Annotated in this window: 16 protein-coding genes; 4 read left to right on the top strand and 12 right to left on the bottom strand. The window is 74.1% G+C overall.

Features of this window, described 5'->3' with window-relative positions; translation table 11 throughout:
- The 5 genes from ACFWP3_RS36650 to ACFWP3_RS36670 form a co-directional block, all read right to left on the bottom strand.
- Positions 1 to 1,653 (bottom strand): NADP-dependent isocitrate dehydrogenase (locus ACFWP3_RS36650; RefSeq protein ID WP_384230019.1); only part of this gene is annotated, 1,653 nt, incomplete at its 3' end.
- Between the two features lie 203 nt (positions 1,654 to 1,856).
- Positions 1,857 to 2,210, bottom strand: coding sequence for a DUF805 domain-containing protein (locus tag ACFWP3_RS36655; RefSeq protein WP_384230022.1), 354 nt, complete (start codon positions 2,208 to 2,210; stop codon positions 1,857 to 1,859).
- Between the two features lie 306 nt (positions 2,211 to 2,516).
- The gene (gene corA, locus ACFWP3_RS36660) at positions 2,517 to 3,599 is read right to left on the bottom strand and encodes a magnesium/cobalt transporter CorA (RefSeq protein WP_384230056.1); all 1,083 of its coding nucleotides are present in this window, start codon (positions 3,597 to 3,599) and stop codon (positions 2,517 to 2,519) included.
- A 207-nt stretch (positions 3,600 to 3,806) separates the two neighbouring features.
- Complete coding sequence (locus tag ACFWP3_RS36665; protein WP_384230024.1) at positions 3,807 to 4,205, bottom strand: molybdopterin-binding protein; 399 nt, start codon at positions 4,203 to 4,205, stop codon at positions 3,807 to 3,809.
- 10 nt (positions 4,206 to 4,215) lie between these two features.
- A complete protein-coding gene (locus tag ACFWP3_RS36670; RefSeq protein ID WP_384230058.1) occupies positions 4,216 to 5,169 on the bottom strand; it encodes a LysR family transcriptional regulator ArgP in 954 nt (317 codons plus the stop codon).
- Between the two features lie 69 nt (positions 5,170 to 5,238).
- On the opposite strand from ACFWP3_RS36670, the gene ACFWP3_RS36675 reads away from it, so the two are divergent.
- Together ACFWP3_RS36675 and ACFWP3_RS36680 are read left to right on the top strand one after the other, a co-directional pair.
- Complete coding sequence (locus ACFWP3_RS36675; RefSeq protein ID WP_384230027.1) at positions 5,239 to 5,862, top strand: LysE/ArgO family amino acid transporter; 624 nt, start codon at positions 5,239 to 5,241, stop codon at positions 5,860 to 5,862.
- 80 nt (positions 5,863 to 5,942) lie between these two features.
- A complete protein-coding gene (locus ACFWP3_RS36680) occupies positions 5,943 to 7,010 on the top strand; it encodes an NUDIX domain-containing protein (protein WP_384230029.1) in 1,068 nt (355 codons plus the stop codon).
- Between the two features lie 17 nt (positions 7,011 to 7,027).
- Here ACFWP3_RS36680 and ACFWP3_RS36685 read toward each other — a convergent pair whose 3' ends face one another.
- Entirely contained in the window at positions 7,028 to 8,842 is a 1,815-nt protein-coding gene (locus tag ACFWP3_RS36685; protein ID WP_384230032.1) for an ABC transporter ATP-binding protein, read from the bottom strand.
- A gap of 90 nt (positions 8,843 to 8,932) precedes the next feature.
- Positions 8,933 to 10,252: a cytochrome P450 gene (locus ACFWP3_RS36690; protein ID WP_384230035.1), complete on the bottom strand. Its 1,320-nt coding sequence runs from the start codon at positions 10,250 to 10,252 to the stop codon at positions 8,933 to 8,935.
- A gap of 259 nt (positions 10,253 to 10,511) precedes the next feature.
- Between ACFWP3_RS36690 and ACFWP3_RS36695 the strand changes: the two genes are divergently transcribed.
- Positions 10,512 to 12,578: a phosphocholine-specific phospholipase C gene (locus ACFWP3_RS36695; RefSeq protein WP_384230038.1), complete on the top strand. Its 2,067-nt coding sequence runs from the start codon at positions 10,512 to 10,514 to the stop codon at positions 12,576 to 12,578.
- Positions 12,579 to 12,663: 85 nt separating this feature from the next.
- Here ACFWP3_RS36695 and ACFWP3_RS36700 read toward each other — a convergent pair whose 3' ends face one another.
- Positions 12,664 to 13,701 carry a hypothetical protein gene (locus tag ACFWP3_RS36700; RefSeq protein WP_384230040.1) on the bottom strand — a complete coding sequence of 346 codons (1,038 nt, stop codon included), beginning with the start codon at positions 13,699 to 13,701 and terminating at the stop codon, positions 12,664 to 12,666.
- Positions 13,702 to 13,984: 283 nt separating this feature from the next.
- On the opposite strand from ACFWP3_RS36700, the gene ACFWP3_RS36705 reads away from it, so the two are divergent.
- On the top strand, positions 13,985 to 17,140 hold the full coding sequence (locus tag ACFWP3_RS36705; protein WP_384230043.1) for a BTAD domain-containing putative transcriptional regulator: 3,156 nt from the start codon (positions 13,985 to 13,987) through the stop codon (positions 17,138 to 17,140).
- Positions 17,141 to 17,208: 68 nt separating this feature from the next.
- Here ACFWP3_RS36705 and ACFWP3_RS36710 read toward each other — a convergent pair whose 3' ends face one another.
- From ACFWP3_RS36710 to ACFWP3_RS36725, 4 genes are all read right to left on the bottom strand, one after another.
- Positions 17,209 to 17,430: a hypothetical protein gene (locus tag ACFWP3_RS36710; protein WP_384230046.1), complete on the bottom strand. Its 222-nt coding sequence runs from the start codon at positions 17,428 to 17,430 to the stop codon at positions 17,209 to 17,211.
- Positions 17,431 to 17,662: 232 nt separating this feature from the next.
- Positions 17,663 to 18,475 (bottom strand): dimethylargininase, encoded by an 813-nt coding sequence (gene ddaH, locus ACFWP3_RS36715; RefSeq protein ID WP_384230048.1) that lies wholly within the window; start codon positions 18,473 to 18,475, stop codon positions 17,663 to 17,665.
- Positions 18,476 to 18,556: 81 nt separating this feature from the next.
- Positions 18,557 to 19,849 carry an MFS transporter gene (locus tag ACFWP3_RS36720; protein ID WP_384230051.1) on the bottom strand — a complete coding sequence of 431 codons (1,293 nt, stop codon included), beginning with the start codon at positions 19,847 to 19,849 and terminating at the stop codon, positions 18,557 to 18,559.
- A gap of 6 nt (positions 19,850 to 19,855) precedes the next feature.
- The coding region (locus tag ACFWP3_RS36725; protein ID WP_384230053.1) for an amino acid adenylation domain-containing protein at positions 19,856 to 26,167 on the bottom strand (6,312 nt) is incomplete at its 5' end.

Consider the following 26,167-nt stretch of genomic DNA (forward strand, 5'->3'; position numbering starts at 1 on the left):
GAGGTCGGTCAGGTAGTCGCGCAGCACGTTGCCGGTCACCGAGATGGTGTCCTCGCCGCGGCGGATGCGCTCCAGGGAGAAGGCGGTGGCCTCGACCGGGGAGAGGATCTTGATGGTCAGACCCTCGGTGTCGTGGTCGGCCAGGTACGTCTTGACCTTGGCGATCAGCTGCGCGTCGTGGGCGCGGGTCTCGTCGAGCCAGAAGACGGCCGGGACACCGGTGGCGCGGGCGCGGGTGACGGCGAGCTTGACCCAGTCCTGGATCGGCGCGTCCTTGGTCTGGCAGGCGCGGAAGATGTCGCCGGCGGCGACCTCCTGCTCCAGGACCGTGGTGCCCGCGGCGTCGACGAGGCGGACGGTGCCCGCGGCGGCGATCTCGAAGGTCTTGTCGTGGCTGCCGTACTCCTCGGCCTTCTGGGCCATCAGGCCGACGTTCGGCACCGAGCCCATGGTGGACGGGTCGAAGGCGCCGTGCGCGCGGCAGTCGTCGACGACGACCTGGTAGACGCCCGCGTAGCTGCTGTCCGGCAGGACCGCGAGGGTGTCGGCCTCGTTGCCGTCCGGGCCCCACATGTGGCCGGAGGTGCGGATCATGGCCGGCATCGAGGCGTCGACGATGACGTCGGACGGCACGTGCAGGTTGGTGATGCCCTTGTCGGAGTCGACCATGGCGAGGGCCGGGCCCTCGGCGATCTCGGCGTCGATCGAGGCCTTGATCGCGTCGCCGTCGGGCAGCGCGCCCAGGCCGTTCAGGATCGCGCCGAGGCCGTCGTTGGGCGACAGGCCGGCGGCGGCGAGGGTCTCGCCGTAGCGGGCGAAGGTCTTCGGGAGGAAGGCGCGGACCACGTGGCCGAAGACGATCGGGTCGGAGACCTTCATCATCGTGGCCTTGAGGTGCACGGAGAACAGGACGCCCTCGGCCTTGGCACGCTCGATCTGGTCGTTCAGGAAGGTGCGCAGCGCGTCGACGTGCAGGACGGACGCGTCCACGACCTCACCGGCCAGGACCGGTACGGACTCGCGCAGCACGGTGGTGGCGCCGTCGGCGTCGACGTGCTCGATGCGCAGGGTGCCGGCCTCGGCGATCACCGCGGACTTCTCGGTGGAGCGGAAGTCGTTCTCGCCCATGGTGGCGATGTTCGTCTTCGAGTCGACGCTCCAGGCACCCATGCGGTGCGGGTGGGCCTTGGCGTAGTTCTTGACCGAGGCGGGGGCGCGGCGGTCGGAGTTGCCCTCGCGCAGGACCGGGTTGACGGCGCTGCCCTTGACCTTGTCGTAGCGGGCGCGGATCTCGCGCTCCTCGTCGGTCTTCGGGTCGTCCGGGTAGTCCGGGAGCGCGTAGCCCTGGCCCTGGAGCTCGGCGACCGCGGCCTTGAGCTGCGGGATCGAAGCCGAGATGTTGGGAAGCTTGATGATGTTGGCTTCGGGGGTCTTCGCCAGCTCGCCGAGCTCGGCGAGGGCGTCCGCGATCCGCTGGCTCTCCTCGAGGTGCTCGGGGAAGCTGGCGATGATCCGACCGGCCAGGGAGATGTCACGGGTCTCGACATTCACACCGGCCGTCGACGCGTATGCCTGGATCACAGGCAGGAACGAATACGTCGCGAGGGCCGGGGCCTCGTCAGTGTGCGTGTAGATGATGGTCGAGTCAGTCACCGGATGCTCCGCTCCACAGTCTGCGTCTCTCGTCTGCAACATTGCTCGACATCAAGATATCTCGTGATCGGGCCGGTCTGGACAGCCCCCTGCCACGAGCCGAGGGAGACACGAGTCACGTCGGACCCCGGAAACGGCGAAAGCGCCGCCCCCGGCTGTCTCCGGCCGGGGCGGCGCTCAGGCTCTACGGGCGAAGGCCCAGGTCAGGCGTGGTAGCCCTTGGGGTCCGGGCCGTACTCGTTCGGCGTCTGCTGACCCGCGGTGGCCGTCAGGACGAGCAGCCAGATGAAGCCGACGACCGGGACGAAGGTGATGAAGTACCACCAGCCGGACTTGCCGACGTCGTGCAGACGGCGGACGAGGACCGCGATGCTCGGGACGGCGGTGCCGAGCACGTACAGGAGGGTGAGGACCATGTAGGTCCCCAGCACCAGGTCGAGGATCACCAGGGCTATGACGATGACCGACTGGATGAGCGAGAACATCCAGTACTCCTGGCGGCGCGCGCGGCCGGAGAAGTCCGCGTACTTCTTCAGAACGTCGGTGTAGTGGTTCACGGGGTCCCCCCAGAGGACGGAAGTGCGGCCCGTCCTGCTGGATCAAGCCGGGGCAGAACTTATGCCCCCCTTACAACGGGGTCAAGCCAGTTACCCGGGACCCACATTCGGCCACACGGCACGATATCCGGCACCTGCCGACCGGTGACCGGGGTGCGGAGAGGCGCCGTGTCCGACCACGTCCGAATCGTCCCCGCGGGGCGCCTGCTCCGCACCACGAAACCCGCGTCGATCGGTGTCCACATCGTTACCGCGCGGCGACCCGCGCCTCGGTGGCGGCGTCGGCGCGACGGTTGAGAGGGCGGTTCAAAGCCAGCCGTTGCGCCGGAAGCCGCGGTGGATGACGAAGCAGGCGACCGCCATGACCCCGAGGACGAGCGGGTAGCCGTACGTCCAGTGCAGCTCGGGCATGTGGTCGAAGTTCATCCCGTAGACCCCGCAGACCATGGTCGGCACGGCGACGATGGCCGCCCACGCCGTGATCTTGCGCATGTCCTCGTTCTGCGCGACCGTCACCTGCGCCAGATGTGCCTGGAGGATCGAGTCCAGCAGGTTGTCGTAGGCGCCGATCTGCTCGGTGGCCCGGGTCAGGTGGTCGGCCACGTCCCGGAAGTACGCGCGGAACTCCGCCGGGATCACCGGTATCGGCTGGGTCGCCAGCTGCTCCAGCGGACGGCTCAGCGGCGCCACCGCCCGCCGCAGCTCAAGGAGTTCCCGCTTGAGCTGGTAGATCCGGCCGGCGTCGCCGCGTCCGCCCGCCTCGCTGAACACCGCGGTCTCGACGGCGTCTATGTCGTTCTGCACCGCGTCCGTGACGGCCACGTAGTCGTCGACCACGTGGTCGGCCATGGCGTGCAGTACGGCCGCGGGCCCTTGGGCCAGCTGCTCGGGGGACGCCTCCAGCTCCTCGCGGACCGGGCCGAGCGTGCCCTGGCCGCCGTGCCGGATGGTGATGACGAAGTCCTCACCGGTGAAGGCCATCAGCTCGCCGGTCTCCACGACCTCGCTGGTCGCGGTCAGTTCCTCGTGCTCGACGTAGCGCACCGTCTTGAACACGGAGAACAGCGTGTCGTCGTACCGCTCCACCTTGGGGCGCTGGTGCGCGTTCACCGCGTCCTCGACGGCGAGCGGGTGCAGGCCGAACAGCTCGGCGAGCCCGGCGAGCTCCGACTCCGCCGGTTCGTGCAGGCCGATCCAGACGAAGCCGCGGCCCGCCTTGCGGACCCGGCGCAGCGCCTCCTCGACCTCGGCGCAGCCGTCCTGCCGCACGCCCTCCTGGTAGACCACGCAGTTGACCACGGCGCTGCCGAGCGGGGAGCGGGACGGGTGGCTGAGGTCGACGGCCCGCCGGTAGCCGCGGCGCACGACCCGGCGGAAGGTGCTGAACATGGACAACGACGTGCTCCTCTTTCGGCTGATCACCGGCCAGTGTGCCATCGCACCGGGCTGCCGCCGGCGTCCGCGAGGCCGCACCGGACGGCCGGGTGGCGGACCGGGGCGACGGACGGGGGCGACGGACCGGGGCGACGGACCCGGGCGGCGGACCCGGGCGGCGGACCCGGGTGACGGACCCGGGCGGCGGACCGGGCACGGGCCTCAGGTCCGGTCGACGAACACGCTGGTCGACTTCACCCGGGCCGTGGCCCGCGCGCCCACCTCCAGTCCGAGCTCCTCCACGGCCTCGCGTGTGAGCAGCGACACGATGCGGTGCGGTCCGGACTGGATCTCCACCTGCGCCTCGACCGCGCCCAGCCGCACCCCGGTGACGATCCCCGGGAAGGCGTTGCGCACCGAGGTGTACGGGGCCTCGTCGCCGTCGCCGTCGCCGCTCTCCTGGGCCACGGCCACGCAGAACGCGGCCAGGTCCGGCCCGTCGACGATGCGCCGCGTGCCGTCCCGGCGCGTGGGGAACCGGTCCGCGTCCGCCCAGCGCCGCGCCGTGTCGACGCTCACGCCGAGCAGCCGCGCCGCCTGGCCGATCGTGTAGGTCTCCATGCTCCGCAGCCTAGGGCGTGGCCGCCGGAGGCGTGCGCAGCGCCTTCCCGGCCGCGTCCGCCACCAGCCGTGCGAGCAGCGAGAGGGCCGGCGAGTCCAGCTTCCACTGCTGCCAGTACAGGGGCACGTCCATCGGCCGGCGCGGCGCGAGCAGCACCAGCCCGCCCGTGCGCACCAGCGGCCTCGCCTGCTGCTCCGGGACCATCCCCCACCCCAGCCCCGCGACCACCGCGTCCCGGAACCCCTCCGATGTCGGTACGTGGTGCCGCACCGGCCCGGCGCTCACCGCCGCCGAGTCCGCCCGTACCCCCGACCGCGTCCCCGGCCGCGTCCCCGCCAGCGACCGCACGAAGGCGTCCTGGAGCTCGTCCTTGCGGTCGAAGACGATCGTCGGCGCCCGCCGCAGATCGCGTTCCAGATCCCCGGTGAGGTGCCGGGCGGCGAAGTCCGGGCTGGCCACCGGCAGGTACCGCGACAGTCCCAGCGTCCGTACGGTGCACCCGGCCACCGGGTCCGGCGAGGAGGTCACCGCCGCCATCACCTGGCCCTCCCGCAGCAGCGCGGTCGTGTGCGACTCGTCCTCGCGGTGCAGCTCGACACAGACCGGCGGGTCCTGCGGCACCCGGCTCAGCACCGGCAGGAACCAGGTCGCCAGCGAGTCCGCGTTCACCGCGATCGGCAGCCGCACCGGGCCCATCCCCTCGGCCATCCCCAGCTCGGCCCGGGCGTCCCGCTCGAGCCGGGCCAGCTGCCGGGCGAAGCGGACCACCACCTCACCCGAGTCCGTCGCGCGCACCGGCTTCGTCCGCATCAGCAGCACCCGCCCGGTGCGCTGCTCCAGGGCCTTGACCCGCTGGCTGACCGCGGACGGGGTCACGTGCAGGGCGGCGGCCGCCGCGTCGAAGGTGCCCTCGTCCACCACGGCCAGCAGGGTCCGCACCTGGTCGAGCGGCAGTTCATCCATCATGAGCGCTAATGGTACGTAAAAATCTTTAGCTGTACTGAAGCGTCGCGGCTGCCTACGGTCGAGGACATGAACCACGGCATCATCACGGCGGCCCTCGCCGGTTTCGGCACCGGACTCTCCCTCATCGTCGCCATCGGCGCGCAGAACGCCTTCGTCCTGCGCCAGGGCGCGCGCCGCCACGCGGTCCTCGCCGTCGTCGCCATCTGCGCCGTGTCGGACGCGCTCCTGATCGCCCTCGGCGTCGCCGGCGTCGGGGCCTTCGTCACCGCCTGGCCCGCCGCCCTGACCGTGGTCGGGCTGGCCGGGGGCGCCTTCCTGATCTGCTACGGAGTCCTGGCGGCCCGCCGGGTGCTGCGGCCCGTCCCGGGCGCGGCGCTCAGCACGGAGGGCGCGGCCGCCGGGTCGGGCCGCCGGGCCGTGCTGACCTGCCTGGCCATGACCTGGCTCAACCCGCACGTCTACCTGGACACCGTCCTGCTCCTCGGTTCGCTCGCGGCCGACCGGGGAGACCTGCGCTGGGCCTTCGGCATCGGGGCGGTGCTGGCGAGCCTGACCTGGTTCGGGACCCTGGGTTACGGGGCCCGGCTGCTCAGCGGACTGCTGGCCCGTCCCTCCGCGTGGCGGGTGCTGGACGGCCTGGTCGCGGCGACCATGGTGACCATGGGCGGCATGCTGCTGGCCCGCGCCTGAGCCTGCCGCGCGGACCGGCGACCGCCCGCCCGGCCGGCCGCGCGCCCGGCCGGCCCGCCGCCGACGACTGGAGCCCGCCCGTGCCCGACCGCCCCTCCCCCGACACGGTGCGGGCGTACTACGCCGCCCAGCCCTCCCCGCTGGTGGCCGCCACCGGGATCGTGCTGGACACCTACGGGCGGGTCCTGGTCCTGACCACCTCCTACAAGGACGACCTGGAACTGCCGGGCGGCACGGTCGAGGGCACCGAGACACCGGAGGAGGGACTCGCGCGCGAGCTGAAGGAGGAGCTGGACCTGAGCCTGCCGGTGGGCCGGCTGCTCGCGGTGGACTCCCGCCCGCCCGGCGAGCTCGGCCGCTCCCTCGTCGTGCACGTCCACCTCGTCGGCCCGCTGCGCCCGGAGGAGGCCGCCTCCCTCTCCTTCCCGGACGGCGAGATCAGCGAGGCGCGCTGGCTCCGGCCGGACGAGGCCTGCGCGGCCCTGCCCGCCCGGATCGCACCGCGGCTGCGCGCCGCACTGGCCGCCCTGCACACCGGCTCCCTGGCCCATCTGGTCGACGGCGTGCCCCAGCCCGGCTCCCCGGCGGGCCTCGATCCGGCCGCCCGCAGCGCCCTGGAGCACGCGGGCGCCCTCGACGCCGCCGGGCACCGCGCCAGCCGTCCCAAGGCCACGACCTCGGCGAGCGTGCTGTTCACCGACGCCGGCGGCCGGATCCTGCTGGTGCGGCCCGCGTACGGGAACACCCGGTGCTGGCAGCTGCCCGGCGGCGGCATCGACAGCGACCTCGGCGAGACCCCGCGCGCCGCCGCCCGCAGGGAGGTCCGGGAGGAGATCGGCCTCGACCTCGCGCCCGGTCGCCTGCTGGCCGTCGACTGGTCCCACAAGCCGGGCCGGCTGGCCCGGGTCCGCTTCCTCTACGACGGCGGCGTCCTGGACGCGCCCGCCCTCGCCCGGGTCCGCGTGGACCCCGCGGAGCTCCTCGCCTGGCGCACGGCCACCCCCGGGGAACTCCGCGACCTGGTCAAGCCCTCGCTCCGGCGCCGGATCAAGGCCGCCCTCACCGTCCGCGCCACGGGACGGGGCCCGCTGGAACTCCACGCGGGCCGCCGGGTCGACGGCACCGGCACCGGCACCGGCACCGGCTAGGGCGGCCGTACGGCGGTTCAGTGCCGGTCGGCCCCCGCCGGGGTGTCGTCCAGGAAGCCGCCCGACTGGTGCTGCCAGAGCTTCGCGTAGGCGCCGTCCGAGGCGAGCAGCTCCTGGTGCGAGCCCTGTTCGACGATCCGGCCGCGGTCGAGGACGACGAGCCGGTCCATGGTGGCGACGGTGCTCAGCCGGTGGGCCACCACGAGCGCGGTCCGCCCCTCCATGAGCCGCCACAGCGCGTCCTGGACGAGCACCTCGCTCTCGGAGTCCAGGGCGCTGGTCGCCTCGTCGAGCAGCAGGATCGGCGCGTCGCGCAGGATCGCCCGGGCGAGGGCGACCCGCTGGCGCTGGCCGCCGGACAGTTTCACCCCGCGCTCGCCCACCATGGTGTCGAAGCCGTCCGCGAGCGCGTCGGCGAACTCCGTGACGTGCGCGGCCTCGGCCGCGCGGCGGATCTCCGCGTCGGTGGCGTCGGGCCGGGCGAACGCGATGTTCTCCCGCAGGGTGCGGTGGAACATGGCGGGGTCCTGCGGCACGTAGGCGATCAGGCTGCGCAGGTCGGCCTGGCGCAGCCCGCTGATGTCCTGGCCGCCGATCAGGATCCGGCCGGCGTCGATGTCCGTCATCCGCAGCAGCAGCCGGGTGAGGGTGGTCTTGCCCCCGCCGGACCGGCCGACGAGGCCGATCTTCGTCCCGCCGGGCACGGCCAGGTCGAGGTCCTCGAAGAGCGGCTTCCCGCCCCCGTGGGCGAAGGTCACCCGTTCGAAGCGCACCTCGGAGGCCCGGGCCGGCAGCGGCTGGGGGGTGGCCGGGTCGAGCACGGTCGGCGGGTCCAGCAGCAGTTCGGTGAACTGCGCGGCCTCGGTCATCGAGCTTTCCAGACGCCGGTAGATCTGGTTGAACTCGAACATGATCCGGGTCGCGGCCGCGTAGTAGGTGAAGGCGACGATGACCCCCTCCACCCCGTGCTGTCCCGCGCCGAGCGCCACGGCCAGCAGCAGGCCCAGCACGTTGGTCAGTACGGACATCGGCGCGACCAGCGTGTCGATGCGCAGGTTGCCGTAGTCCCAGGAGCGCAGCATGAGCCGCCGCGACTCCGCGACCCGGGAGCGGTGCTCGGCGGCCTCGCGTTCCTCGGCGGCGAAGGCCCGGACGGTGTCCATGTTCATCAGGCTGTCGGCGACGTGGCCCGACACCCGGGCGATCGCCTGTTCGCGCTGGGCGACGAGCACCTGGCGGCGCCGGATCAGGGGGGCGGCGCACAGGCCCGTGAACGTGATCATCGTCAGCAGCCCGGCCACGAGGAGCGGGTCGTACTGCCACAGCACCACCGAGGCGAACAGCAGCGGTACGAAGTTGCCCATGACGGAGAAGGTCAGGGTGTCGACGAACTCCTCGAAGCGGGAGGCGAAGCTGAGGACCCGTTTGGTCAGGGACCCGGCGAAGTTGTCGTGGAAGAAGGCGGCGTCCTTGGCGTAGAGCTCCTCCATGCCGATGACGTACAGGTTCTCGATGCCGCGGGCGTCGAGGCGGTTCAGGCAGTGGTAGCCGATGCGCCACAGCGTCTCCCCGGCGAGCAGGGAGCAGGCGAAGGCCAGGACGTAGGGCAGCATCGCGCCGATGCCGGTGCCGGTGTCGCCGGCGATGCGGCCGACGAGTTTCGCGACGATCAGCGGCGCGACGTAGGTGATGCCGATGTTGCCGAGTGCGGGGAGCAGCATCGCGGGGGCGGCCACCTTCCGCAGCCGGACCAGCTCCCGTCCGTAGTGGCGGAGTGCGAGGAGTACCGGGCCCCGGCCCGGCGAACCTTCGTGCGATTCGGGTGATCCCATCCCAACCCTGCTTTGTCGGACCAGAAGGACAAGGTTCGCAGTGTCCCGCTACCCCGCCCGGGCAGTCCAAGTGTTTTTCGCCAGGCCCCCCTAGCCCAGCGTTGCCGGGGCGGGGCCGTCGGGGCGGACCGTGAGGCCGTAGGCGGCCTTGGCCGGGAGGGACCGGAAGTGCGGGACGTGGGCGGGCAGCAGGTGCTCCAGGAGGACGGTCGACTCCCGGAGCGCGAACTGCAGGCCCAGGCAGGCGCGGGGCCCGACGCCGAACGGGAAGTAGCTCCCCGGGTGGGCGGGGCGCCGGCCGGGGGTGGTGAAGCGGTCCGGGTCGAACCGCCCGGGGTCGTCCCAGAGTCCGGGGTCCCGGTGCGTGAGCCAGGGGCAGACCAGCACGTCGGTGTCGGCCTCGATCCGGTGGCCGGCGAGGAGGTCGTCCTCGGACGCGCAGCGCGGCAGGATCCAGGCGGACGGGTAGAGGCGCAGCGTTTCGTGCACGAGGGCCTGGACGGCCTGCCGGCGCTCGGGCGAGCCCTCCGCCCCGGCGGCCAGGGCCCGCTCGCGCGCCCGCGGGTTGCGGTCCAGCAGGAGGTGGAGCCAGGTCAGGGTGGAGGCGGTGGTCTCGTGCCCGGCGACCAGCAGGGTGACGAGCTCGTCGCGGATCAGCCGGTCGGTGTACTCGGGGCGCGTGCCGGCCGCCTCGAGCAGGACGTGCAGCAGGCCCGGCCCGTCAGGTCCGGCGGCCCCGTCGCGGGCGGCGGCGATGGCCAGGCCCGCCACGGCGTCGATCCTGGCCAGGTCGTCGGCGACGGGCCCTTCGGCGACGGCGCCGTCGGCGGGCAGGCTGGGCAGCGCGGCCACCACGGCGGGCACGGCGGCCAGTTCGCGCTCCGAAGCAGGATCGAGGGGGTGGCCGGTCAGGGAGCGCCAGATCGTGTCCAGGGCGAACCGGCGCATTTCGTCCCCGACGTCGAAGACCCGCCCGTCGCGGGCGTACGAGGCCCAGCGCGCGGCGGCGGTCCGGGCGGCCCCGGCGATCCGCTGCTCGTAGCGGCGCATGCCCGGGCCGGTGAACTGGGACTGCAACAGCCGCCGTTGCCGCTGCCAGGCCTCGCCCGTCGCGGCCAGGACCCCGTCGCCGATCAGCAGGCGCGCGCGGTGCGAGCGCTTGACGTACCGGCCGGGGTGGAGCGCGAGCACGTGCCGTACCGCCCCGGGGTCGGTGACCAGGACGGTCGGGTCCGGGCCGAGCCGGAACGCGGCGACGCCGCCGAGCCGTTCGCGGGCCAGGGCGAACAGCTCGACGAGCTCCCCTCCCCCGGACCGCCACTCCCCTACGAGGGCGGGCTCCAGCTCGGGGACCGGGCGGCCCGCCGGGGACGGGCCCGGGAGGGAGCCGGGGCGGGCGGAGGTGGCCACGGGTCTGCTCCTGTCCGACGGCTGCGCACCGCACGGACCGGTGCGGGCATCACGCACTGTAGGGGAGCGCGCGCGGTGGGCGACAGCCCGGCGGGGTCAACGGCCCGTCCCGGCCGGACTTTGGCCGAACTCCTCCCGAATCCGACTGCCGTTCGACTGGATTACCCGGAATGTTCACGTCAGGCTCCCCCTTCGGCCCCCCGGGCGCGTTGTCCTGGGGGCGCTCCAACACCCTCAACCCGCAGAGGTCGATCCCGCCATGGCAGAACTGAACCGCCGTCGCTTCCTGCAGCTCGCCGGTGGCGCCACCGCCCTGACGATGCTCAACGAGAGCATCGCGCGCGCCGCCGCCATCCCCGCGCAGGGGACCACCGGCACCATCGCCGACGTCGAGCACATCGTCGTGCTGATGCAGGAGAACCGGTCCTTCGACCACTACTACGGCGCGCTGCACGGCGTCCGCGGCTTCGGCGACCCCCGCCCGGTGACCCTGCCGAGCGGCAAGTCCGTCTGGCACCAGTCCGACGGCACGAAGGAGACGCTGCCCTTCCGGCCGCCGTCCGACGACCTCGGCATGGAGTTCCTCCAGGGCCTCAACCACGACTGGGCGGGCGGCCAGAGCGCCTTCAACAAGGGCAAGTACGACAACTGGGTGCCCGCCAAGACGCCCACCACCATGGCCTACCTGACGCGGGACGACATCCCCTTCCACTACGCCCTCGCCGACGCCTTCACCATCTGCGACGCGTACCACTGCTCGTTCATCGGCTCCACCGACCCGAACCGCTACTACCTGTGGTCGGGCCACACCGGCAACGACGGCAAGGGCGGCGGCCCGGTCCTCAACAACGCCGAACTCGGCTACGACTGGACCACCTACCCCGAGCGCCTGGAGTCGGCCGGGATCTCCTGGAAGGTCTACCAGGACATCGGCGACGGACTCGACGCCGCCGGCCACTGGGGCTGGATCAACGACGCCTACCGCGGCAACTACGGGGACAACTCGCTCCTCTACTTCAACAAGTACCGCACCGCGCAGCCCGGCAACCCGCTCTTCGACAAGGCCCGCACCGGCACCAACGCCAAGGCCGGCGAGGGCTACTTCGACCGGCTGCGCGCCGATGTCGCGGCCGGCACCCTGCCCCAGGTCTCCTGGATCGCCGCGCCCGAGGCCTTCAGCGAGCACTCCAACTGGCCGTCGAACTACGGCGCCTGGTACATCGCACAGGTCCTGGACGCCCTCACCTCCAACCCCGACGTGTGGGCCCGTACCGCGCTGTTCATCACCTACGACGAGAACGACGGCTTCTTCGACCACGTCGTGCCGCCGTACGCCCCGGCCAACGCCAACCAGGGCCTGTCGACCACGCCCACCGCCCTGGACGTCTTCCCCGGCAAGGCGGGCTACGTCGCCGGGCCGTACGGCCTGGGCCCGCGCGTGCCCATGCTCGTGGTCTCCCCGTGGAGCACCGGCGGCTACTCCTGCTCCGAGACCTTCGACCACACCTCCGTCATCCGCTTCGTGGAGCAGCGGTTCGGGGTGCACGAGCCCAACATCTCGCCGTGGCGCCGCGCGGTCTGCGGCGACCTCACCTCCGCCTTCGACTTCGGCCGCAGCGACACCGGCGCGGTCGAGCTGCCGGACACCGGGGCCTGGGAGCCGCAGGACCGCGAGCGCCACCCCGACTTCCGGGCGCCCGCCCCGGCCGTCGGCTCCATGCCCCGCCAGGAGAAGGGCCTGCGCCCCACCCGCGCGCTGAAGTACGCCCCGTACGTGGACGGCACGGCGCTCACCGGAGAGGGGAAGTTCCGGCTGGCCTTCAGCGGCGGTCCGGACCTGGGTGCGCAGTTCTACGTCACCTCCGGCAACCGCACCGACGCCCCGTGGACCTACACCACCGAGGCCGGCAAGTCGATCTCGGACACCTGGAACACGCAGTACTCGGCGGGGGTCACCGACCTGACCGTGCACGGCCCCAACGGCTTCCTGCGCGGCTTCCGCAACCCGGGCACCACCCCCGGCCCCGAGGTCACCGCCCGGCACAACGCCGCGACCGGGAACCTGGACCTCACGCTCACCAACGCGGGAGGGTCGACGGCCACGCTGACCGTCACCAACTCCTACGGCGGCGGCCCCAAGCGGCTCACCGTCGCCAAGGGCGCCACCGTCACGCACAGCGTCTCGCTGAAGAACACGCGGCGCTGGTACGACGTGACGGTCACCGCGTCCGGCGCGCCGGACTTCCTGCGCCGCTTCGCGGGCAAGGTCGAGACGGGCGCGGCGGGCCTCTCGGACCCGGCGATCCTGACCGACCAGTCCTCCTGACACCGGCCTCCGGGGCGGGACGGGCTCCGGCCCGTCCCGCCCCGGAGCCGTGTCCCGGTCCCTCGCGCCTCCCGCCCGGGCCGCGTCAGCACAGGTTGTCCCAGTGGTGGAGGGCCTGGAGGGCCGCGGTGCGCGTGGTGGAGGTGGGGGGCGCCGGGGCGAGGAGGTAGTCGGCGACGGGGGTGAGCAGGAGCGGGGTGCCGGAGGAGGGGATGAGGAAGCGGGCCTGGTCCCAGGCGTGCCGGATGACGGTACGGCGCAGGAGGGTGCCGTGGCGCGTGCGCAGGCGCCGGGCGGCGGTGGCGGCTTCGGCGCGGCGGCGGTTTTCGGGGGCGAGCGCGGGGGCGAGTTCGGCGCGGACGGCGGCGAGGGGGCCGAGCGGGACGTGGCCGGCGGCGTGGTCGAGGAGGGTGGCGGCCTCGGGGGCCAGGCGGTAGGCGGCGAGGACGGCGGCGGTCTCGGCGGGCTCGGAGAAGGGCCGGCCGGTGAGGGCCGCGATGTCGAGGAGGGTGACGGGACAGGGGGGCCGGGACGGGCTGCGCAGACAGGACTCGGCGAGGGCGATGAGGCACTCGACCTGCTCGTCGGCGGCCAGGTACGGCCGCACGGGCACGGCCGAGCCGTCTCCGGGCAGCGCGGCGGTGGTGAGGTGGACCCGGTACCAGGGGTCCACCAGGGGGTCCTCGGCGGGCCAGTGGAGCGTGACGGCGGTGTGGTGGGGGCGCTCGCCCAGCAGTGAGACGTCGATGCGCTCCACCGGCTGGTCGGTGACCAGGCGGATGACGGCCTGCCACAGGGCCGCCTCGTCCGGGGCGACCAGGTCGAGGCCGTCCATCGGCCGCAGCAGGCCGTCCGGGTAGTAGCCGGCGAGCGGGAGACCGCGGATGGCGCGCACTCCGGTGGAGCGGGCGAGGCCGGCGGCCAGGCGGGCGTACTGCGCGACGCGGTCGCGGGCGCGGCGCAGTTCGGCGCGGGCGGGCTCGCCCATCCGGACGCCGTCGAGGGCCAGGGCGGAGAGCACCAGGTGCGGCAGGTCGCGGCCGGCCCGGGCGCGGTGGAGCAGTTCGGCCGGGCCGGCGGCCGGGTCGGCGTCGAGCAGCCGGTACAGCAGTGCGGTGTTCACGGAATCCGCCTCCGAATGTATGGTCAGGCCCGGCGCCACCGGCGGCCGAGGGGGCGGGCGGGCGGTGCCGGACCATCTCCGGCGTGCCCGCGGCACGGCGATTCTGTACGGCAGGGTTCAACACCTGATCACCACAGGCTCAACAGACTCTCGACACCGGGTGCGACGGTGTGGTTAAAAAGGTGACACAAAATTTGACATGGGCGCCGAGCGGGGGCGGGCACCGTGTTCTGGGGGCTGGGGGCAGAACTTGGGCGATCTGCGTTTCTCGTTACTCGGTCTGATGCGGGCTCACCGGGGCGCTGCCGCGCTCAAGATCGGGAGCCCTCAGCAGCAGGCGATGCTGGCCGTGCTCCTGCTCCGGCCGGGGCATTCGGCGAGCGCCACCGATCTCATCGCCGCCTTGTGGGGCGAGGACCCGCCGAGCGCGGCGATGACCACCGTGCGCACCTACGCGTGGCGGTGGCGCAAGGTGCTGGACCCGGGGGGAAAGAGCGAAGAGGGGGACGGGGCCGGGGCCGAACGGCCCGCGTCGAGCGTGCTGGTGTCGATCGGGGACGGCTACCGGCTGGTCCTGCCGAAGCTCGCCGTGGACGCGGCGGAGGCGGAGGCGCTGGGCTCCGAGGCGGAGCGCACCGCGCGGACCGATCCGCTGCGCGCCCGCGACCTGCTCAACCAGGCGTTGGAGCTGTGGCAGGGCGAACCGCTGGCCGGCATCCCGGGACCATTCGCGGAACGGCACCGGCAGCGGCTGGAGGAACTGCGGCTGACCCTGCTGGAGGAGCGGATCGGGCTGGACCTGACGCTCGGCCGGCACTCGCGCTGCATCCCCGAGCTGACCTCGCTCACCACCGAACACCCGCTGCACGAGCGGGCGTACGGGCTGCTGATGCGGGCGCTGTACCAGGCCGGACGGCAGGCGGACGCGCTGGCCGTGTACCGCGGGGTGCGCCAGCTGTTCCTCGCGGAGCTGGGCGTCGCGCCGGGGACGGAGCTGGAGCAGCTGCACCGCAGGATCCTGGAGGGCGACCAGGCGCTGGCCGCTCCGGAACCGGGCCCGGCACCGGTGCGGGGAGGCGGTACGGGGGCGGCGGCTTCCGAGGAGCCGGGACGGGACGCGGACCCGGGCCGGGGCGGCGCCGAGGGCCACGAGGACGGAGCCGGTCCCGGGGCGGCCGAACCGGGCCGGCGGGAGGAGCAGGACGGGCGGGAGACCGCCGCACGGCCGGCCCCCGCACCGCCGCGGCCCGCCCAGCTGCCGCCGGACGCGGCCGACTTCACCGGGCGGACGGCGCCGGTCCGGGTGCTGGACGAGGCACTCGGCGCACCCTCCGCGCAGGCGCTGGTGATCGCCACCGTGGTCGGCATGGGCGGGGTCGGCAAGACCGCGCTGGCACTGCACGTGGCGCACCGCGTCCGGGAGGCCTACCCGGACGGCCAGCTGTACGTGGACCTGCGCGGCTCCGATCCGGTGCCGGCCGACCCGGAGGCCGTGCTCAGCGGCTTCCTGGTGGCGCTCGGGGTGCCCGGCGACGCGGTCCCGGACGGGCTGGACGCGCGCTCGGCGCTGTTCCGGTCCGTCGTGGACGGGCGGCGGCTGCTGCTGGTGCTCGACAACGCCAAGGACGCGGCGCAGATCCGCCCGCTGCTCCCGGGCGCGGTCGGCTGCGCGGTCCTCACCACCGGCCGCACCCGCCCGTCCGGGCTGCCGGCCGCCGTCCAGGTCGACCTGGACGTGTTCCAGCCGTCCGAGGCGCTGGACCTGCTCGGCCGCACCATCGGCACCGAGCGCCTCGACGCCGAGCGGGAGGCCGCACTGGAGCTGGTGGTGGCCTGCGGGTACCTGCCGCTGGCGGTCCGGATCGTGGCCGCCCGGCTCGCGGCCCGGCCGGGCTGGACGGTGGAGACGCTCAGCCGCCGGCTCCAGGTGGAACGGCGGCGGATCGACGAGCTGCGCATCGGCGACCTCGCGGTGGCCGCGGCCTTCGAACTGAGCTACCGCCAGCTGACCGCCGACCAGGCCCGGGCGTTCCGGCTGGTCGCCTCGGTGGACGGGCCGGACATCGGGCTGCCGGCGGCGGCCGCGCTGCTCGACCTCGACGAGTACGACGCCGAGGACCTGCTGGAGGCGCTGGTGGACGTGGCGATGGTGGAGTCGCCGTTCCCGGGGCGCTACCGGTACCACGACCTGCTGCGCGCGTTCGCCCGGCGCAGACCCGCGGAGACGGGGGGCTCCGCTTCCGCGGCCGGCGGTGCGGCGGAGAGCATGGAGGCGCTGGCGGCCCGGGACCGGCTGCTGGACCACCTGCTGGCCACGGCCTGCACCGCCTTCCAGCACGCGGTGCCGGGCGATCCGGCGGCGGGCGCACTGGGTCCGGCCCGCTCCCCCGGTGTGGCGCTGGCCGGATGGGACGCGGCCCGGGAGTGGACGGCGGCGGAGCGTACGGGCGCGGTGGCGCTCGCGGCCCAGGTCGCCGCGGACGCGGGAGCGGACGGAGCCCACGGCGTGGACCCGCCGGGCGGCGTGCCGGGGACGGCGCTGCGGGCCGCGATCGACCTGCTGATCGCCCTCACCCCGTTCGTGCTCACCCCGCCGAGCCGCAGGCTCGCGGCCACCGCCGACGCGCTGGCCGAGGCGGCGGTACGGCACGGGGACGTACGGGCCGCCGGACGCGCGCACTTCCTGCGCGGGAACGTGGCCCTGGCGGCGACCCGGCTGGACGCGGCCGAGGCGGCGGCCCGCCAGGCGGTGGAGGCGGCACGGACCGCCGGTGACACGGTGATCCTCCGCCAGGCGCTCAACGACCTCGGTCTGATCTGCCAGTTCCTCAGCCGCTACGACGAGGCGGTGGACCACTACGACGAGGCGCTGCTGCTGGCCAACGAGCTGGGGCACCGCTCCGGCGCGCTGGTGACGACCGTGAACGCCGCGCTGGCCCGTGTGCGCAGCGGACGGGCGGACGAGGCGGTGGAGATCTGCCATGCGGCGCTCGCCGAACTGCGGACCCGGCAGGACGATCCCGGGCGTGCGTACACCCTGTACGTCCTGGGTCTGGCGCTGCACGCGCTCGGGCGTCACGAGGAGGCGGTGACCTGGTTCCGGGAGTGTCTGACGGTGGCGACGGAAGCCGGTCTGCGGGACCGGGCCGCGCACGCGCGCTACCGGATGGCGGACAGTCTGCGCTCGCTCGGCCGGGCCGACGAGGCGCTCGACCACGCCGGGCTGGCGCTGGTGCTGTGCGAGGAGCTGGGGGCGGAGCGGGACCAGGCTCAGGCGCTGGTCGTGCTGGGCCGTTCGCTCGCGGACCTGGGGCGCGGGGCGGAGGCGGGGGCGCGGTTGCGTCAGGCGTACGAGATCTTCTGCCGCCTGGGGCTTCCGGAGGCCGCCGATGTGGCCCTCCTGCTGGAGGAGCCGGCGCCGGCGCTGGTCGATCCCTGAGGGAGGGGGGCCGGGGTGCGGTGGCCGGAGGGAAACGGTCCTTCTCACCGTGCGGCTGCCGGTACGGCTCAGGAGCCGGTGCTGTTCCAGTCCTTGTCGTCGGTGGGGGTGGGGCTCGGGGCCGGCACCGTGGCCTGGGTGGCGCCGACGCCCCCGCCCTGCCCGGTGCCGCCGGTGCCGTCGGCCATCGCCGCACCGGCCGCGCCGAGAGCGATCACCGCGCCGAGGGCGAGGCCGGCGGCGGCCAGGCGGATCCGAGCGGCACCGAGGGTGTTCGAACGCTTCGCCATGACTGCTCCCTGGGACGTCTTCCCTGGTGGGAAGGGGTTTTTGGGGGACTTCCCGGAGTGCTCCGGGCTGATGGGATGAGCATGGCAAGGCACGTTCAACAGCCGATCGACGTGGGAGCACCGGCGTCGATCGGCTGCGTTGATCGGGCGTTGAGGGGGGCGTTGAGGGGGCGTTGAGGGGGCGTTGAGGGGGCGTTGACGGGATGCCGAGGGGGCCTTCGGCCCGGCCGGATCAGGCCGCCTCGCGGATCTCCAAGGTGCAGCACTTCACGCTGCCGCCGCCCTTGAACAGCTCGGAGAGGTCCATCCCGATCGGCCGGAAGCCTCGTTCGCGCAGGTGGGCCGCGACCCCGGTCGCCGCCTCCGGCAGCACCACGTTCAGGCCGTCGCTCATCGCGTTGAGCCCGAACACCTCCGCGTCCGCCTCCGTCACCAGCAGCGCGTCCGGGAAGAGCCGGCGCAGCACCGCCCGGCTGCCCGCCGAGAACGCGCCCGGGTAGTACATGACCTGGTCGGCGTCGAGGACGGTGAGCGCGGTGTCGAGGTGGTAGAAGCGCGGGTCGACGAGGTCCAGGCCGACGACCGGGCGGCCGAGGAACTCCTGCGCCTCCGCGTGCCCGTCGGAGGCGCTGCGGAAACCGCGCCCGGCGAGCAGGTGACGGCCCGTCAGCAGGAGGTCGCCCTCGCCCTCGTTGACGTGGACCGGGTCGTGGGTGGTGAAGCCATTGGCCCGGAACCACTCCAGGTAGGCGGGGCCCTCGGCGGCGCGCTCGGCGTTGCGGAACCGGGCGCCGAGCACCTTTCCGTCGACGACGGTGGCGCCGTTCGCCGCGTAGACCATGTCGGGCAGGCCGGGCAGCGGGTCGATCAGGTCCACCCGGTGTCCGAGGGCGAGGTACTGCTCGTACAGCCGCTGCCACTGGGCGACCGCGAGGTCGGTGTCCACCGGCTTGGCCGGGTCCATCCAGGGGTTGATCGTGTAGCTGACCTCGAAGTGGGTCGGACGGCACATCAGGAAGCGGCGCGGGCGGGCGGTGCGGGTCATGGGAGGCTCCGGAAGGACCGATGGGGCAGAAGGACGGAAAGACGGAAGGGCAGAGGGGCTGGGACAGGGCCGGGAGGGCGGTCAGGACGCCGTCGGGCGCTCCGGGAAGTTCCGCAGGCCGCGGAGCGGGCCGGCCAGCAGGACCGCGCCGGCCGAGAGCAGCACGCTCGCCATGATCCACAGGGTGGTGCGGGCGCCGAGCACCTCGCCCAGCCAGCCGCCGAGCAGGGCGCCCACCGGGATGGCGCTGAAGTTGACCGTGGAGGCGCTGGCCCGGATCCGGCCGATCATCGCGGGCGGGCAATACGCCTGGTAGAAGCTGCCGGCGATGACGTTTCCGGCGATCACCCCGCAGACCGCGATCGACCAGGCCACCGCGCTCACCGGCAGCGGCAGCCGCTCCCCGGCCATCGGCAGCAGCAGGATGAACGGCGCCCCCACCAGCTCGCAGAGCAGCAGCCCGCGGGCCGTCCCGAACCGGCGGGCGATCCGTCCGGCGAGCGCCGCACCCGCCAGGCCGCCGACCGACACCGCAGCGAACACCAGCCCGATGCCGCCGGGCGAGACGCCCACGGTGCGGACGAGGAAGACGGTCTGCACCGCCTGGATGCCGTTGAGGCCGAGGTTGCCGACGGCCGCGAAACTGGCCAGCGTGCGCAGGTACGGGTCGTGCGCCAGGAAGCGGACCCCTTCGCCGATCTCGCGCAGGATCCCGCGCCGTTCGGACACCGGCGGCGGCTTCTCCTCGACGCGGATCGACCCCACGCAGAGCGCCGCCACCAGGTAGGTCACCGCGTCGGCGAGCAGACCGCTGACCGCGCCGAACGCCTGGGAGAGCAGACCGGCCAGGCCGGGGCCGGCGATCTCCGCGGCCGCGTCGCCGGAGCGCAGTTTGACGTTGGCTTCGAGCAGGTCGGGCTTGGCGACCAGCACGGGCAGGACTGCGCTGTTGGCGGTGGACAGGAACACCTTGACCGCGCCGGCCAGCAGCGCCACCACCACCAGCTGGGCCATGGTCAGCAGGCCCAGCCAGCCGGCCACCGGCACGCTGCCGAACAGCAGCAGCAGGAGGAGGTCGCAGACGAGCATCACCTTCAGCCGGGGCCAGCGGTCCACCCAGGCGCCGGCCAGCAGGCCGAGGAAGAGCCACGGCACCCAGGCGGAGGCGGTGAGCAGGCCGACCATGAACGGCGAGGCCTCCAGGGTGACCACGGCCACCAGGGCGAGTGCGACGTTGCCGACGGCGGTGCCGAGGCCGCTGGTCGTCTCACCGATCCAGAGCTTGCGGAAGTTGCCCTGTGCCCAGAGGCCCCAGCGGCTCCTGCGCGGCGCGTCCGCCGCCGGGGACGGCGGTTTGACGGAGGCGGTGGTCATGGCGGGTCACACTCCAAGCTTCTCGGCGAGCACGGCGGCGATCCGTGCGACGGGCTCCGGCTGCGTCATGGCGCCGTGCGTGCAGGTGATGCGGTGTTCCTCGACGCGTCCGTCGACGTACGGGTGCCAGGCCGCCGAGTAGGGCCAGTCGGCGGGCTTGTCGAGGGTGGCGCCGAAGAAGACGGCGTCGCCCCGGTAGCGGTCCGGTACGTGTTCGGCCATCAGCTTGCGGTGCTGCTCGAACACGTCGGGCAGGACGCCGGCGGCCTCGCCCAGGAGTTCGGTGAGGTCGGCTTGGCCGCGTCCGTCGGCCGGGTCGTAGCCGAGCGAGGCGAGCAGCTCGGCGAGGGTGTCGACCGGGTCGTCGGAGGGCGGGGGGCCGTCGGCGCCGTACCGGGCGGGGTCGGCGGGCAGGCCGTCGAGGAGGGCGAGGAGGGCGACGTCCCGGCCCTCGGCCTGAAGGGCGACGGCCATCGCCTGGGCGACCACCCCGCCGAAGGACCAGCCGAGCAGGTGGTAGGGCCCTTCCGGCTGGACCGCGCGGATCTGCCGTACGTAGTCCTCGGCGATCTCGGTGACGGAGGACGGGGAGCCTCCGCGCAGACCGCGCGCCTGGAGCCCGTGGACCGGCAGGTCCGGGTCGAGGTGGCGCAGCAGCCCGGAGTAGACCCAGCTGATGCCCGCGGCGGGGTGGACGCAGAACAGCGGGGCCCGGGTGCCTCCGGCGCGCAGCGGGAGGAGTACGTCCAGGGCGCCGCGGGCCCCGTCGGCGTCTTCGGCGTCTTCGGCGTCTTGGGCGGGGGCGCCGGACCGGTCGTCGGGGCCGGGGCCGATGCGGCGGGCCAGGGCGGCCGCGGTGGGGGCTTCGAAGAGCACCCGCATGCCGAGGTCGGCGCCGAGCGCGGTGCGGATCCGGCCGAGCAGTTTCATGGCGAGGAGGGAGTGGCCGCCGAGGTCGAAGAAGCCGTCGTCGATGGAGACCGGGTCCGGGAGGCCGAGGACCTCGGCGAAGAGGCCGCAGAGCAGTTCCTCGTGCGGTGTCCGGGGTGCGCGGCCGGTGGGCGAGGAGAGGAAGTCGGGGGCGGGGAGGGCGCGCCGGTCGACCTTGCCGCTGGCGGTCAGCGGCAGTGCGTCGATCGGGACGAGGGCGGCCGGGAGCATGTAGCCGGGCAGCGAGCGGGCGGCGAAGGCGCGCAGTTCGGCCCGGTCGAGCGGGCCGTCCGCCACGACGTGGGCGACCAGCCGGGGACCGGAGGTGCCGTCGTCGTGGACCGTGACGGTGGCGGCGTGGACCAGGGGGTGGCGGGTCAGCACGTGCTCGATCTCGCCGGGTTCGATCCGGAAGCCGCGGATCTTGACCTGGTGGTCGGTGCGGCCCAGGTAGTCGAGCTCGCCCTGCCGGGTGCGGCGGACCAGGTCGCCGGTGCGGTACATCCGCCGGCCCGGCGCGAACGGGTCGGCGACGAACCGCTCGGCGGTCAGGGCCGCGCGGCCGAGGTAGCCGCGGGCCAGGCCGGCGCCGGACAGGTACAGCTCGCCGGGGACGCCCGCCGGGACGGGGCCCAGGTGCTCGTCCAGGACATGGGCGCGGGTGCCGAGGACGGTGCGGCCGAGGGCCGGGCGCCCGGTGGCGGCGAAGGGCTGGGTGAGGGCGTCGACGGTGCATTCGGTGGGCCCGTAGAGGTTGTGCGCGGTGGTCGCGGGTGCCTCGCGCAGGCGGGTCCACAGCGCCGGGCCGACCGCCTCGCCGCCGAGCAGCACCACCCGGGGCGCGGGCTCGTCCAACAGGCCTTCGTCGAGGAGCTGTTCGGCGTAGGACGGGGTGACTTCCAGGACGTCGACGGCCTCGCTGCGCAGGTGCCGGACGAGCGCGGCCGCGTCGCGCCGGACCTCGTCGCCGATCAGGTGCAGTTCGTGGCCGGCGATGAGCCAGAGCAGGCCGTCCCAGGAGGCGTCGAAGCAGAGCGAGGCGGTCAGCGCGACACGCTGCCGGCCGTGCAGGCGCTCGGTGGCGCCGATCGGGCCGGTGGTGGCGCGGTGCGAGGCGAGGAGTGCGGCGATCGAACCGTGGCTCACCACCACGCCCTTGGGGCGGCCGGTGGAGCCGGAGGTGTAGATCACGTAGGCGGCGTCGGCGGCGGTGGCCCGCGGCGGCGGGTTGTCGGCGGCGGGCCGGTTCGGGCCGGCCGCTCCGTACGTGTCCTGCGCCGGGTCCGCCGCCAGGGCGGGCAGGCCCGCGAGCAGTTCGGGCAGGGGCCAGCCGTCGCCGGTCACGGCCAGTGCGGGCGCGGCGTCGGCCAGCATGGCGGCGGTCCGGTCGGCCGGGTACTCGGCGTCCAGCGGGAGCGAGACGGCACCCGCCTTGAGGACGGCGAGCAGGGCGACCACGGTCTCCGCGGAGCGCGGCAGGGCCAGGGCCACCACCGTGTCCGGGCCGGCGCCCGTGGCCGTGAGTCGGTGGGCGAGGCGGTTGGCGCGGGCGTTCAGCTCGGCCCAGCTGAGCCGGGTGTCCCCGGCGACCAGGGCGGTCGCGTCCGGGGTGCGGGCCGCCTGGGCTTCGAAGGCGGCCGGCAGCAGCGGGAAGTCCAGCGGCAACTCGTCGCCGCCGTACAGGAGTTCCGTGCGTTCGTCGGCGGAGAGGAGGTCGACGCGGCCGATGGGCCGGTCGGGTCGGGCCGCGACCTCGGTCAGCAGGCGGCCCAGCCGGACCGCCAGGGACTCGACGGTCTCCCGGTCGAACAGGTCGGTGGCGAAGTCGATCGCGCACTCCAGCCCGGCGGGCGCGCCGTCGGCGTCGAAGGACTCGCCCATGGCGATGGACAGGTCGAACTTGGCCGCGTAGCCGCCGACCGGTTCGACGGAGGCCGTCAGTCCGGCCAGGTCGAGCGGCGCCTCGCCGGGGCCGCCCGGCGAGCCGGTCCCGCCCCCGCCCTGGAGCAGCAGCATCACCTGGAAGAGCGGGTGGCGGGCCAGTGAGCGGGCCGGATTGAGCTCCTCGACGAGCCGCTCGAAGGGCACGTCCTGGTGGGCGTGGGCGTCGAGTTGGGCTTCCCGTACGCGGTGGAGCAGATCGGCGAAGGTCGGGTCGCCGGAGGTGTCGGTGCGCAGGACCAGCGTGTTGACGAAGAAGCCGACCAGGTCGTCGAGCGCCTCGTCCGAGCGGCCCGCGACCACCGAGCCGATCGGTACGTCGGTACCGGCTCCGAGCCGGGTCAGCAGCGCGGCCAGACCGGCCTGCAGGGTCATGAACATCGTGACGCGGTGCTCGCGCGACACGGCGGCCAGGGACCGGTGCAGTGCGGCGCCGAGCGGGAGGACGACGCGGTCGCCGCGGTGGCCGCTGTCCGCCCGCCGGGGGCGGTCCACGGGGAGCGACAGCTCCTCGGGAAGATCCGCCAGGGTGTCGCGCCAGTAGGCGAGTTGGCGTGCGGCCAGGCTCTCGGGGTCGCCCTCGTCGCCGAGCAGCTCGCGCTGCCACAGCGCGTAGTCCGCGTACTGGACGGGCAGCGGCTGCCAGTCGGGCGCCGAGCCCTCGCTGCGGGCGGCGTAGGCGGCGGCCAGATCGCGCAGCAGCGGGTCCATGGACCAGCCGTCGCCGGCGATGTGGTGCAGGACGAGGACGAGCAGGTGCTCTTCATAGGCGAGCGGGAACAGATGGGCGCGTACGGGGAGTTCGGCGGCGAGGTCGAAGGGGGTCGCGGTGCATTCGGTGAGGGCGGCCGCCGGGTCGGCGGGCGGGGCGGTACGGAGGTCGAAGGGGATCCGGGCCTCGGCGGCCGGGACGATCCGCTGGCGGGGCTCGCCGTCCTGCTCGGTGATCAGCGTGCGCAGGATCTCGTGCCGGGCGACCAGGTCGCCGAGGGCGCGTTCGAGTGCGGCCGGGTCGAGCGGGCCCGTGAGGCGCAGGGCGAGCGGCAGGTTGTAGAGGGCGCTGGGGCCTTCCATCCGGTCGATCAGCCAGAGCCGCTGCTGGGCGAAGGAGAGCGGCAGCCGTTCGGGGCGCTCGCCGGCGCTCAGGGCGAGCCGGGCGCCGGCCCCGTCCAGGCGCTGGGCCAGGCCGGCCACCGTGGGCGCCTCGAACACGTCGCGGACGTCGATCTCGGCGGCGAACACCGACCGGACCCGGCTGACCAGCCTCATCGCGAGCAGTGAGTGCCCGCCGAGGGCGAAGAAGTCGTCGTCGACGGAGAGGGGTCCGGGCACGCCGAGCACCTCGGCGAGGAGGCCGCAGAGCAGTTCCTCGCGCGCCGTGCGGGCGGCCCGGCCGCCGGCGAAGAGCAGGTAGTCGGGGGCGGGGAGGGCGCGCCGGTCCACCTTGCCGCTGCCGGTCAGCGGCAGCGCGTCGAGGGTGACGACCGCCGCCGGGACCATGTGGGCGGGCAGCGTCTGGGCCACGAACCTGCGCAGTTCGACGGCGAGTTCGGGGCTGGGCGCGGTGACCGCGCAGTGGGCGACGAGCCGGCGGTCGCCGTCCGGGCTGTCGTGCGGGGCGACCACGGCCTGGCGGACGGCCGGGTGGCGGGTCAGCTCGTGCTCGATCTCGCCGGGTTCGATGCGGAAGCCGCGGATCTTGACCTGGTGGTCGGTGCGGCCCAGGTAGTCGATCCGGCCGTCGCGGTTGCGCCGTACCAGGTCGCCGGTGCGGTACATCCGCTCCCCCGGCGTGAACGGGTCGGCGACGAACCGTTCGGCGGTCAGCGCCGGCCGGCCCAGGTAGCCGCGGGCCAGGCCGGCGCCGGACAGGTACAGCTCGCCGGGGACGCCCGCCGGGACGGGGCCCAGGTGCTCGTCGAGGACGTGGGCGCGGGTGCCGAGGACGGCGCGGCCCATGGTGGGACGCTCCGAGTCGGCGTACGCCTGGAGCAGCGTGTCGACGGTGCACTCGGTGGGGCCGTAGAGGTTGTGCCCGGTGGTGGCCGGGGCCTCGCGCAGGCGGGTCCACAGGGCCTGGCCGACCGCCTCGCCGCCGAGCAGCACCACCCGGGGCGCGGGCTCCTCCAGCAGGCCTTCGGCGATGAGCTGTTCGGCGTAGGTGGGGGTGAACTGGACGGCGTCCACGCCCGCCGTACGGAAGTGCCGGACCAGGGCGGCCGGGTCGCGGCGCAGCTCCTCGCCGATCAGGTGCAGTTCGTGGCCCGCGACCATCCACAGCAGGCCGTTCCAGGAGGCGTCGAAGCAGAGCGAGGCGGTCAGCGCGGCGCGCAGCCGGCCGTGGACCTGCGCGGGCTCGCCGAAGGTCTCCGCCTGGTGGGCGGCCAGCAGTCCGGCGACCGAACCGTGGCTCACCACCACGCCCTTGGGGCGGCCGGTGGAGCCGGAGGTGTAGATGACGTAGGCGGCGTTCGAGGGGTGGAGGCGGACGGGCGGGGCGTCGGCGGGCCGGTCCGCCCAGGTCCGCTCGTCGGCGTCCAGGACGGCGAGGCCCTCCAGCACCTCGGGCAGCGGCCAGCCCGTGTGGGTGAGGACGGCGGCCGGACGGGCGTCGGCCAGCATGTGGGCGGTGCGCTCCGGCGGGTACTCGGCGTCCAGCGGGAGGAAGGCGGCGCCGGCCTTGAGCACGGCGAGCTGGGAGACCACCGTGTCCGCCGAGCGGCGCAGGGCGAGCGCGACCACGTCCTCGGCGCCGATGCCGGCGGCCCGCAGTCCGTGGGCGAGCCGGTTCGCGCGGGCGTCGAGCTCTGCGTAGGTCAGCCGGGTCTCCCCGAAGACCAGCGCGGTGTCGTCCGGGGTGGCCGCCGCCTGGGCCTCGAAGGCGGCCGGGACGAGGGGCAGTTGGGAGGGCAGCGGCCGGTGGCCGCCGAGGAGTGCGGCGCGCTCGCCCTCGGCCAGCAGGTCGGCGCGGCCGATCCGGCCGTCGGGGCGGGCCGTCATCGCCGTCAGCAGCCGGCCGAAGCGGGCGGCGACGGACTCGACGGTCTCCCGGTCGAAGAGGTCGGTGGCGAAGTCGATCGCGCAGTCCAGTCCGGCGGGCTCGCCGTCCGGGCCGAAGAACTCCTCCAGGGTCACGTTGAGGTCGAATTTGGCGACTCCGGTGTCCGCGGGCAGCGACTCGGCCCGCAGAGCGGCCGGCTCCAGCTCGGCACCGGCGTTGGACTGGAGGACCATCGCGACCTGGAAGAGCGGGTGGCGGGCCAGCGAGCGGACCGGGTTGAGCTCCTCGACCAGCCGCTCGAAGGGCACGTCCTGATGGGCGTAGGCGCCCAGACCGGTCTCCCGGACGCGGCCCAGGAGTTCCGCGAAGGTCGGGTCGCCGGAGGTGTCGGTGCGCAGGACCAGTGTGTTGACGAAGAAGCCGACCAGGTCGTCGAGCGCCTCGTC

This window comes from Streptomyces sp. NPDC058525, from assembly GCF_042719495.1.
Taxonomy (GTDB): domain Bacteria; phylum Actinomycetota; class Actinomycetes; order Streptomycetales; family Streptomycetaceae; genus Streptomyces.